This is a genomic window from Gammaproteobacteria bacterium, from assembly GCA_013696315.1.
Lineage (GTDB): Bacteria > Pseudomonadota > Gammaproteobacteria > JACCYU01 > JACCYU01 > JACCYU01.
Map to the genome: position 1 here is coordinate 1 of JACCYU010000190.1, position 11,033 is coordinate 11,033.

Consider the following 11,033-nt stretch of genomic DNA (forward strand, 5'->3'; position numbering starts at 1 on the left):
GGCGCGGCGCGGGGAAGCCCGCGAACTGGTCTTCCAAGGCTATCGAATTATCTATCGCGTTCGCCCCGATCGGGTACAGGTGCTGAACGTGCTGCACGGCAGCCGTGATCTTTCACGCATGAAGCCGAAGCCCTGGAACATAGGCTAGCCCCGTGATCACCCGCTTCTCCTCCCGCCGCACCCGTCTCGATAGCCGTTTTCTCACGGCCCGCCTTAACGGCGCGCGTAGTTATGACCGCATTGCCGGCTATTTTTCTTCTTCGATTATAGAAGTGGCCGGTGAGGCGCTTGAATCCGTGACAGGTCCGGTGCGCATGGTGTGCAATTCGGCGCTGGCTGCGCAGGACGTGCTCATCGCACAACAGGCGGCGCAGGCGGCCATGCGCCGGGAGTGGTGCGAATCGGCGCCCGAGAACCTGGCCCCTGGCGCTAGCGATCGTTTCCACGAGCTGCACAGTTTTCTGGTCGGCGGCAAGCTGAAAGTCCGCGTACTTCCGGACGAACAATTCGGTCTGATCCACGGTAAGGCCGGCGTGATCACCCTGGCCGATGGCGGCCAGACAGCTTTTCTCGGCAGTGTGAACGAATCACTTAGCGCCTGGCGACTCAACTATGAACTGCTGTGGGAAGACGATGCGCCGGAGGCGGTGGCGTGGGTTCAGGAAGAATTCGATGCGTTGTGGGAGTCGCCCTACGCCGTCGCCCTTTCGGAGTTTGTGATTCAGGATATCGAGCGACTTTCCCGCCGCGAGATCGTGGCGAGCGTCGAATCTTGGCGGGGGCATCCGCTGGCGGCCGCACCAATTATCGAGGCGCCGGTTTACCGGCAAGAGGCTGGGCTGTGGGAGCATCAAAAGTACTTTGTAAAACTGGCTTTCGACGCGCATCAGGGGCCGCATGGCGCGCGCTTTGTGTTGGCCGATCAGGTTGGTCTGGGGAAAACGCTGCAACTGGCGATGGCGGCCGAGCTTATGGCGCTGGCAGGAGACAAACCGGTTCTGGTGCTTGCGCCAAAGCCGCTGATCTGGCAGTGGCAGGATGAACTGGACAACCTGCTCGACATGCCATCCGCCGTATGGGACGGCGGGCAGTGGATAACGGAGAACGGCGTTGAGTATCCTTCCGCTGGCCCGGAGGCGATCCGCCGGTGCCCGCGGCGCGTGGGTATAGTTTCCACAGGACTCATCACGGGCGGCTCGGAGATCCGCGACTGGCTGGCGAACATGGCGTTCGAATGCGTCATCCTGGATGAGGCGCATCGGGCCCGCCGCCGAAATCTGTCGCCGGGCCGCGAGTATGACCTGCCACGGCCAAACAATCTCCTCAAGTTCCTTTACGACGTCTCACCCCATACAAAGAGTTTGTTATTGGCCACAGCGACGCCGGTGCAACTGCACCCGATCGAGGCCTGGGACCTGCTGGATGTCTTGAGCAGAGGTTCAGATGCCGTACTGGGCGGCGTAGGTAGCCGCTGGCGCAAACCTGAACCGGCGCTGGACTTGCTGATGGGCAGGGCAGCGACACCCGAAAATGAGCTGGAGATGTGGAACTGGATGCGCAACCCCTTGCCGCCCAGCGCCGAAGGGCCGGATTACAGCGCCTTGCGTCGCAGCCTTGGCCTTGGTGATAGCGATGCATTGGCGCCGGGCGATAGCTTCGACAACCTCCGCGCACCCGACAAAGCAAGGATCAGGCGCGTATTTCCGCGCTTCGTCAAGCGCTCGAATCCCTTCATTCGCCACATCATCCGGCGCACGCGCGAGCATCTGGAGAACACTTTCGATCCGGAAACCGGCGAGCCATATCTCAAGCCGGTGCGCGTGCGTCTGCACGGGGAGCGCGACGAAGACGCCATTGTGCTCCCGCCTTTTCTACATGATGCCTATGCTCTGGCGGAGAAGTTTTGTCATCTACTGGCACAGCGCGCGAATGCCGGTTTTTTCCGCACCTTGCTGTTGCGACGAGTCGGCAGCACCATGGAAGCCGGAAAACGCACCGTGGAGAAGATGCTCGCGGGCTGGGAAGCGCTCGATGATGCGGAGGATGACGAGGAGAGCTTAAGCCGGGTGCGCGCGCTCGCCGCCGATGAACGCGCGATTCTGCAACGGTTCGTTCAGTCGATTGCGGCGAATCAGGCGCGCGATCCCAAATACGCGATAGTACGGCAACGGCTGCTGGACGCGGGTTGGCTGGAACTGGGTTGCATCATCTTCAGCCAGTACTACGATTCGGTGTGGTGGCTCGCGGTTCAGTTGACCCAGGAACTGCCGGAGGAAGACATCGGCATCTATGCGGGCGCGCAGAAATCCGGCGTCATGCGGGGCGGCGCTTTCAGCCGCGTTTCGCGCGACGAGATCAAGCACCGCGTGAGAGACGGGAAACTGCGGCTTCTGTTGGGCACCGACGCCGCATCGGAGGGACTCAATCTGCAGCGGCTCGGTACATTGATAAACCTCGACCTTCCCTGGAACCCGTCCCGTCTGGAACAAAGAAAGGGACGGATTCAGCGTATCGGCCAGCTTCGCGACACCGTGGATATCTACAACCTGCGCTACGCGAATTCGGTCGAGGATCGCGTGCATCAGTTGCTGTCCGATAGGCTGGAAAATATTACCAGTCTGTTCGGTCAGCTGCCGGATGTGCTGGAAGACGTGTGGATCGATATAGCGCTTGGCGCGCTCGAACACGCAAGGCAAACCATAGATGCCGTTCCGCGCGAGCATCCATTCCATATCCGCTACCACAAAGTGAAACATGTGGATTGGGAGTCCTGCGCGCGAGTCTTGGATTCCGCGGAACGAAAAAGATACTTATCGCAGGGCTGGCCCAAATAAATCGCACAACAATGCCTGAGCGCCGTCGCCAGGCGCAACCGTTTGAATACTGCTCAATAATTCGCATGCACCTCCGACCGCTGCAGCCTCGCCAGTTCGTCGCCCACCGCGCCGGGCGAGGTCGTTTTCCGACACATCAATGCGTAGAATGCCGGTACCACGAACAGGGTCATCACGGTTGCGAAAATGATGCCGGAGAAAACAGTCACACCGATGGCGATGCGGCTCTCGGCGCCGGCGCCGGTTGCGAGCATCAGCGGAAGCACGCCCATCGCGGTAGAGAGCGAGGTCATCATGATGGGCCGGAAGCGCGTGATGGACGCGTCGATGAGCGCGTCCGTAAATTTCAGGCCCGCGTCGCGCCGCTGATTCGCAAACTCCACGATTAAAATCCCGTTCTTGGCGGCCAGACCGATCAGCATGATGATGCCGATCTGGCTGTATATATTGAGCGTGCCGCCGCTCAACGACAGTCCCGCCAGCGCGCCGAAGATCGCCAGTGGCACGGTGGTCATGATCACGAACGGATGTACGAAGCTTTCGAACTGCGCGGCCAGGATCAGATACACCACAAGCAGGCCCAGCGCAAAGGTGAGATACAGCGACTGGCTGGATTCCTGCAGTTCGCGCGCGTCGCCGGTGTAACTAATGCGCGCCGAACCGGGCAGTTCCTCGTCGACAATCCGCTGAAAATAACCCATCGCATCGCCCAGCGCGTAACCCTCGGCCAGATCGGCGGAGATGGTGATCGCGCGCAGCCGATCGTAGCGGTTGAGGCTGGCGGCGCCCGCGGTTTCCCTGGTAGTAACCAGGTTCGATAACGGGATGAGTTCGCCGGAACGCTGCGAGCGCACGTGAATGTTGGCGAGATCGGTCGGCGAACGGCGATCGGCGTCGGCGGCCTGCAATATCACGTCGTATTCCTCACCGCGATTGACGAAGGTGGTCACGCTGCGCGAACCCAGCATGGTCTCCAGGGTGCGGCCGATGGTTTCCACCGATACACCCAGTTCGGCCGCGCGGTCGCGGGCGATGTCGATGTCGATCTGCGGTTTGGTTTCGTCGTAGTCCGAGTCCAGCGAGACAATCTTGGCGTTCTCCTCCGCCCGTTCGACGAGGCGATCGCGCCACTGCGCCAGCTCTTCGTAGGTACTGCCGCCCAGCACCAGTTCCAGCTCGGTCCCGGTGCTGGAGCTGCCAAAGCTCGAACGTTGCACAACCGCAACCTGGGCGCCCGGTACGGTGGCGGCGAGCTCGCGCCCGATCTCGCCAGCAATCGTTTCCGCGCTGCGTTCGCGCTCCTCCCAAGGGGTCAGGGAGACCTGCACGACGCCGGAGTTGACTGCGTCGGACCCGCCGCCGTAACCCGGAATGCGGGCGATGACCCGCTGGATCTCGCCTTCGCCCAGCCGCTGCATGAATGCCGCTTCTATTTTCTTGAGCTGCCGGCTGGAGTACTCGAAGCTTGCGCCCTCCGGCGCGCTCATCATGGCGTAAATCTGGCCCTGATCCTCGGCCGGTGCGAATTCGCCGGGCAATTGTATGAACAGCAACACCGTGCCGGCCAACACCGCCAGCGCCGCCGCACAGGTTGGCAGCGGGTGGCGCAGCACGCGTTCGAGCACCACGCGATAGCCACGCATCGTCGCGGCAATGCCGCGACTTGCCACATTTACCAGGGGGTTATGCCGTTCGCGGCGCGTCAGGAACATCGCGCATAGCACAGGACCCAGCGACAGCGCCACCAGGCTGGAACAGATAATCGCGGCGGCCATGGCCAGCGCGAACTCGCGAAACAGGCGGCCGACCGTGCCTTCCAGAAACGCCATGGGCACGAACACGGCCGCCAGCACCAGAGTAGTCGCCACCACCGCGAAGCCGACCTCACGCGCGCCGCGAAACGCCGCGAGCAGCGGCGCTTCGCCGGCCTCGATACGCCGGTGAATGTTTTCCACGACGACAATGGTGTCGTCGACCACGATGCCGATCGCGAGTACCAGCGCCAGCAGGGTGAGAATATTGATCGAGAAGCCGAACGCGTAAAGCAATATGAACGATGCGATGAGTGAAATCGGCACCGTGAACGCGGGCGCCAGGGTCGCGCGTAGACTGCCGAGGAACAAATAGATGACGAAGATCACCAGCACCGCCGAGATCAGCAAAGTAACCTCGACTTCTTCCAGCGAGCGCTCGATGAACAACGACGAGTCGGAGTTGACCTGCAGCACCATGTCCTCGGGCAAAGTAGGCGCGATGTTGTGGACCTCGCGCTTGACCGCCTGCGCCACCTCCAGGGTATTGGCCTGCGACTGCTTGACGATGCTGATGCCGACCGTCGGCGCCCCATCGGCGCGATATTCACTGCGCAAATCCTCGGCGCCTTCCTCGATCCGTGCGACCTCGGCCAGACGTACCAGATAGCCGTCCCTGCCGCGCGCGATCACCAGTTGCCGGAAGTCGTCGGCGGTCCGATATTCACGCGCGGTACGCAGCGTGAATTCGCGTTCTTCCGATTCCAGCCGGCCGGCGGGCAGTTCCACGTTTTCGCTGATCAGCGCCCCCTCGATATCGTCTACCGTTACATTGCGGGCGGCCATGGCCTTGCGATCCAGCCAGATGCGCATCGCGTAGCGACGATCGCCGCTGACCCGCACGTTGGAGACGCCGTCGATGGCGCTGAAGCGGTCCAGCAGGTAGCGGTCGGCGTAGTCCGACAGCCCCATGCGATCCAGGCTGGCACTGGATAGCACCAGCCAGATTATCGGGCTGGCGTCCACCTCGGCCTTGGAGATCTCCGGTGGATCCGCCTCTTCCGGGAGATTGTCCAGCACGCGGCTCACGCGGTCGCGAACGTCGTTGCTCGCGGCGTCGATGGGGCGCGAAAGATTGAACTCGATGGTGATGTCCGACACGCCATCCACGCTCGCGGACTCGATCGCGCGGATGCCTTCGATGCCGCTGATCTGGCTCTCGATTACCTGCGTGATTCTGGTCTCCACCACGCTGGCCGAAGCGCCGGGATAGGTCGTTTCCACCGAGACGATTGGCGGGTCGATGTTGGGATATTCGCGCACGGTGAGCTTGGAGAGGAAGAACAGGCCGAACGCGACCAGCAGCAGATTAATGACGATGGCGAAGACGGGGCGTTTTACGGAGACGTCGGACAGCAGCATGGGTCAAGAATACGAGTTAGTGCTTCACGGGACGCCCGGCGCGTCGGCGGGTGCTAGCGAAAACGGTGATGGTGGTGCGGACAAGCCCGGCCGCAAAGGCGCTTCCTTTGGCTCCGCGCCTAGCGCGCAACTTGGTTGAGCGTGGCCGCGGAGGCTTTATCGAGCAGGCTCTGTCTTGTGTCCGGTTTTTCGTCCGCCGGGCGCCTGACCGCGAGTATCCTGACTTCGGTGTCGGTGCTGATGTTGTCTACGCCTTCAGTTACCACCTTGTCGCCGGCTTGCACCCCCTTAACGATCTCGACCAAACCTGGCCGTCGCCGGCCGATTTCGACCTCGACCTGCCGCGCCTGTCCGTGGCGGTTCACCACGTAGACATATTGATTATCGTCTTGCGGCACCAGACTCTCTTCCGGCACAACCAGGGCTTCGGTGCGATTGGCGATGAGAGTCACGTTGATGAGCATGCCCGGTTTGAGCAGGGTTGAGTCATTGGATAGCTCGGCGCGTGCCAGCACGGCGCGGGTGACCGGATCCACGCGCGAATCGATGGTGGTGACTTCGCCGCGAAACGTGCGCTCCGGATACGCCACACTGCTGGCGACGATGCTCTGTCCGCGCCTGAGCGCGCCGAGAAAAACCTCGGGTACCGAGAAATCCAGCTTGATGACGCTTAAGTCATCCAGGGTCGCGATCTGCGTACCGGGACTGATCAGGGCGCCGGGGCTCACGTCGCGGATGCCCACGTAGCCGGAGAAGGGCGCCTGGATGGTGCGGTCGTCGAAGCGGACCCGCGCGATGTCGAGCCGGGCCTCAGCAGCCCTGAGGCGGTTGATCTGCTCGTCCAGCTCGATGCGCGCCGCCGATTGCTGCGCCACCAGCTGCACCAGCCGATCGTGCTTGGTCTGCTGCGTTTCCAGATTCGCGCGCGCGGCGGCCAATTGCGCCTGTTCCTCCTCGAAATCCAGCACGATCAGATTCGAACCTTGCCTGACCTTCATGCCGTCCCGGAAATTCACTTGCTCAACGCGGCCCATCACATCGGCTGTTATGACCACCGATTCGTTGGCGCGGGTCGTGCCCAGCGCCTCGATGCGGTCGGCCATCAAGGTGTTGACCACCGGCGCCACGATCACGGGTGTCGCTACCTCACGTGTTGCAGGCTCTTGCGGGGCGGAAACCGTTTCGCGCGCGCCGTTCAATGAAAATACACTGAAGGCGACGGCGCCGCTAACAAGCACCCCGATTGCTAGCCCTATTCCTTTCAAGTGAAAATCCTTTCTTTCAAGTCCATGACCCTTAAAATTAGTCTAACCGCGATGCAAAGGGTCTATAGACAAGCCGGCCGGCCAACAGTTGCCGTTAACGTCCTCGGTCGGCCGTTGCTGATAGCCAGGGCTGACGATTACTCAGGACGCTATGGATGTCGAATTCAACAACGTCGCCAATCTCGATACCGGGGGCACGGGCTGGTTTATCGGCTTCAGCGACTGGGCCAGCGCCAGGCTGCCGGGTGTCTCCGATCTTCGTTACATGCCTGCTGAGCTGCGTTCTCATTCGCTATGCATGAAATGGATGACCCATCCCGCCGGCGATCCGCGCGGTGTGGTCAAGCCGCCCAGCATGGGACGCACGCTTTCCATCATGGTAAGCGACACCGGTCGCTTCCGATTGCAATTCGCCCGCGATCAGGAATTCTCGGAGAATCAGGTGCGGCGCCACACTTTACGAAGACAAGGCGATTTCGTCATCTGGGGGGAGGATCTGCACCACCGCTGGGATGTGGAAGAAGCGTGTACGATTCTGACCTTGCGCTGGGTTCCGGATAATCTGGATGATGCGTGAATCGTTTTTCGCCTTCGCCCTTACGCATTAACCAGCATGCACCACGTCGGCGGTAGCGCCTGTACTACCCTTACTCGATCAATCCGGCGAAAGGTTAACCGCCGCGCGCAGTTCTTCGTCGTAAGGAACGGGCGTAACGCCGTGCGGCTCACACAGATAACATTCATGATCCGGCCGCGCGCGCACGCGAAAACCGCTCGCACGCAGCATCGCTTCCACGCACGCATGATTCGGCGCCCACCAGTTGGTCGGATCGTCCGCCAGCCGCTGTTCGATGAATGCCATCCTGGGCCAGCCAGACTCCAACATACGCTCGCGCGCATCGATAGGAAGATTTCCAGGCGGCGTCAGCACGTCGTCACCCGGCATGGTAAGACTCTGGAACATCATCAATTTGCGCGTTTTGCGGCGCAGAATATCCAGCGCCAAGGTCGGGTAACGCAAGTGATAGAACACGCCCATGAACCACACCAGGTCGTAGCTCGCGGGCTCATGCGCCAGCGCGTAAACCGGCTGCTGTCTGAACGTAATCGCGTCGTGCACGCTGCATTGCCGCGCCGCCCAGCGGGCCTGATCGAGATAATGCGGATCGATGTCCACGGCTGTCACACGCGCGCCCCGACGTGCCAGTTCGATGCTGTAAAAACCTGCGTTGCAGCCGACGTCCAGCACCCGCCATCCGTGCAGCTCGTCAGGAATGTGCGGCGCGATCGCCGCCCATTTGAACGCCGGAAAATCGCCCAGCGGATGCTCGGGCGCGGTCTGGGTGCCGTCTGGAAGATGCAGGTTATGAAACCAAGGGGCGCGTTCCACAATTTCGGCGCACGGTTCACCGCCGGTTTTACGGATTGATTCTTTCACGCAAGCTTTGGCGAAGCCGCGATCATCAACGATTCACTAACTTGAAAAACCGGCTGTGTTCGCCTTGTTTTGTTTCAACTTGATAGAGAAAAGCAAGCTTCTCCTCCTCAAAGTTTTCGAAGAAGTCGTCCCAGGATACTTCTTCCAGCGCGTCGCCGCTTTGCCGCGCCTGAAACAGAATTCTTAACACACCCGGCTCCTTGTCATCGGCCGTGCTGGCGACGGTGGCGGGTACGCCGTCACGCTCCGTTACCCAGGCGCGGATTTCCTCGTGATCGGTTGTAGTTTTAGCATCTTGAGTCATGGTCGTCTCAATATGGCTGGCGATTTATGCGACGCATATTGTATGTGCCGCGCTTGACTAATATGGCGGTCCCGGTGCAACGTTAATGCGCCGGGTTTATGGTGGATAACGCGCGACTCGTCGTCGTGCGCGTGGTCTATGGCTTTAAGCAGGTCAGGCGTCCGTTTCTCGCGATTTAGCATAATCTTCTGCGCACGTACCGAGTTCATTGCGTCGAACGGCACCACGAATTCGCCCGCGTTCTCCACGTATATAATTAGCACCTGCTAGCCGTTCGGTGCGACTCTTCGCACCGCACCGAACGCGCTATCGCGGTCCGCCAGAAAGGTTTGATAGTCGGCTTCAATGGTCTCTTGCATGATACTTTCCTCCACATTTGATGCAGGGTTCAATACGGCGCGGAAACCGCTGAAATCAATGCCAGCCGCCGCGATCCAGGTATCGCACCTTGTGTCCACGGACGATCCGCCTCGCCCGGCCGGTTCCGCGTTGTTGCCGAAAACTCAACTCCGCCCGGGAACCGTTTTGCGCTGAAGTTCCACGATGCGTTGCGCGGCCGCGGCCTTAGTCAGCACTTCATCGACTTTCTCACCGGCCTCGGCGGCCAGCGTGTGCAGATATGAGCGCTGTGCGCCGGTCATAGGCTCGTCGCCCGTCTTCCAGTCTTCGGGATCTTTGACGGTATTGTCCGCTACCGGCGGGTTGTCAGACTTTCCCGGATTTTCTGTCATGGTCGCTTCTCCAGATTTAAATTATGTTTCGCATCCACTACAGCGCAGTAATTAGCTTGCGCAGTGCAGCAGATCGATCGGTGCTTGCGTGCCTGTCGAACAGCACGCCGGCCAGCAGATACATGTCTTCGGTGTAGAACGCTCTATAGGTTTCTTTCAGCATCCCGATGTGCTGCCTGACTTTAGCTTCTGAGCTATAAATGCCGAACGTCAACGGCGCCAGCATGAAGTCGCTCACCGCGTAGCCGTGTACGGCGGCATGCCGCAGACTGCCCACAGGATTCGAGTAGCTGGAGATCATCACCAGCACCCGATCGTAGTTCATGGACAGCAGCGCGTTGGTCACTAGGCAGCCATCGTCGCCCGCGTAAAGCAGCGGCATACGAATGTTTGCGTCCGGCGCGGGCAGATACGGTGGATTGGCGATCAGGCAATCCGCGGGTGGCGTGGAATCAAAAAACGATTGGTTCTCGATCACATAGCGCCCGTGTAGGCCACTCAATTTGACGTTGCGGTTGGCGACGTGGCAGGCGGCTACGCTGAGTTCAAAGCCGTGAACCGTCCCCTTGAAGCCGCTGATCCGCACCGCTTCGATGACTGGCGCGCCGTCGCCGGCGCCGAACTCGGTTACCGTTTGCGGGGCCATCTGGCGGCCAAATATCAGCGAGCGCAGGCATTGCGCGTAGAACGTGGATTCCTCCGGACATGAGAAGACCTCATCGATATCCGGACCAGTGATGCTGATCGCCGCCGTAGAGGCCATTACCGCGCACCGCCTAGTGACTGCTGGGCTTCCCGCACCGCACGCACAACCGCTTTACCGGCACGCGCGCTCATGTTGCGCTGCTGATCGTAGCCCCATACCATTTGCCAGGCGTCATGCGAATATTGTTCCACGAGCGGTAGAGCCACGTCGTGCAGCATCCAGCGTCCGTGTCGCTCGTCCGCATGGATATGCAGGTTCCAGTAGGCGCGGCCATCCTCGGCAATGCCCAGCCTTCTGGCTGCCGCCTGATAATGCCGGAAGGCGGCCGGCACAGCTGTCTCGAAATACAGCAGACCGCCGATGTACCGCAGAAAATAGCGTCGCTGTTCCGAGAACAGGAAGCTTTGGTTGGTGAGCGCCAGTACTTCCCACGGCACCAGCGCCAGATAATGTTCCGGCTCGATGCGCATGTTCGCCGCTTGCAGCATTGTGGTGAAATACGACGAGTGCTTGCGCTCCAGATGTCCGAAGCCGTATTCCTCCAGCAGCAGACGCGTGAGTCGCGCGTGTATGGGGTTGGCA

At 60.7% G+C, this 11,033-nt stretch carries 11 protein-coding genes; 3 read left to right on the forward strand and 8 right to left on the reverse strand.

Annotation, left to right across the window (positions count from 1 at the left end; translation table 11 throughout):
- Both H0V34_11085 and H0V34_11090 read left to right on the forward strand, forming a co-directional pair.
- Nucleotides 1–148 (forward strand): type II toxin-antitoxin system RelE/ParE family toxin (locus H0V34_11085; GenBank protein ID MBA2492206.1); only part of this gene is annotated, 148 nt, incomplete at its 5' end.
- Nucleotides 149–152: 4 nt separating this feature from the next.
- Nucleotides 153–2,834, forward strand: coding sequence for a helicase SNF2 (locus H0V34_11090; GenBank protein MBA2492207.1), 2,682 nt, complete (start codon nucleotides 153–155; stop codon nucleotides 2,832–2,834).
- Between the two features lie 53 nt (nucleotides 2,835–2,887).
- Here H0V34_11090 and H0V34_11095 read toward each other — a convergent pair whose 3' ends face one another.
- Complete coding sequence (locus tag H0V34_11095; GenBank protein MBA2492208.1) at nucleotides 2,888–6,007, reverse strand: efflux RND transporter permease subunit; 3,120 nt, start codon at nucleotides 6,005–6,007, stop codon at nucleotides 2,888–2,890.
- Between the two features lie 119 nt (nucleotides 6,008–6,126).
- Nucleotides 6,127–7,140 (reverse strand): efflux RND transporter periplasmic adaptor subunit, encoded by a 1,014-nt coding sequence (locus H0V34_11100; protein ID MBA2492209.1) that lies wholly within the window; start codon nucleotides 7,138–7,140, stop codon nucleotides 6,127–6,129.
- Nucleotides 7,141–7,423: 283 nt separating this feature from the next.
- On the opposite strand from H0V34_11100, the gene H0V34_11105 reads away from it, so the two are divergent.
- Nucleotides 7,424–7,849 (forward strand): hypothetical protein, encoded by a 426-nt coding sequence (locus tag H0V34_11105; protein ID MBA2492210.1) that lies wholly within the window; start codon nucleotides 7,424–7,426, stop codon nucleotides 7,847–7,849.
- Between the two features lie 78 nt (nucleotides 7,850–7,927).
- On the opposite strand, the gene H0V34_11110 is transcribed toward H0V34_11105, so the two are convergent.
- From H0V34_11110 to H0V34_11135, 6 genes are all read right to left on the reverse strand, one after another.
- The gene (locus tag H0V34_11110) at nucleotides 7,928–8,698 is read right to left on the reverse strand and encodes a TIGR04290 family methyltransferase (protein ID MBA2492211.1); all 771 of its coding nucleotides are present in this window, start codon (nucleotides 8,696–8,698) and stop codon (nucleotides 7,928–7,930) included.
- Nucleotides 8,699–8,735: 37 nt separating this feature from the next.
- The gene (locus H0V34_11115; GenBank protein ID MBA2492212.1) at nucleotides 8,736–9,014 is read right to left on the reverse strand and encodes a hypothetical protein; all 279 of its coding nucleotides are present in this window, start codon (nucleotides 9,012–9,014) and stop codon (nucleotides 8,736–8,738) included.
- 266 nt (nucleotides 9,015–9,280) lie between these two features.
- On the reverse strand, nucleotides 9,281–9,472 hold the full coding sequence (locus H0V34_11120) for a hypothetical protein (GenBank protein ID MBA2492213.1): 192 nt from the start codon (nucleotides 9,470–9,472) through the stop codon (nucleotides 9,281–9,283).
- A 45-nt stretch (nucleotides 9,473–9,517) separates the two neighbouring features.
- Nucleotides 9,518–9,745: a DUF3072 domain-containing protein gene (locus tag H0V34_11125; protein MBA2492214.1), complete on the reverse strand. Its 228-nt coding sequence runs from the start codon at nucleotides 9,743–9,745 to the stop codon at nucleotides 9,518–9,520.
- A gap of 37 nt (nucleotides 9,746–9,782) precedes the next feature.
- Nucleotides 9,783–10,508 (reverse strand): SAM-dependent methyltransferase, encoded by a 726-nt coding sequence (locus H0V34_11130; protein MBA2492215.1) that lies wholly within the window; start codon nucleotides 10,506–10,508, stop codon nucleotides 9,783–9,785.
- Nucleotides 10,508–11,033: iron-containing redox enzyme family protein (locus H0V34_11135; protein ID MBA2492216.1), on the reverse strand; the 526-nt coding region annotated here is incomplete at its 5' end. The genes H0V34_11130 and H0V34_11135, both read right to left, overlap by 1 nt.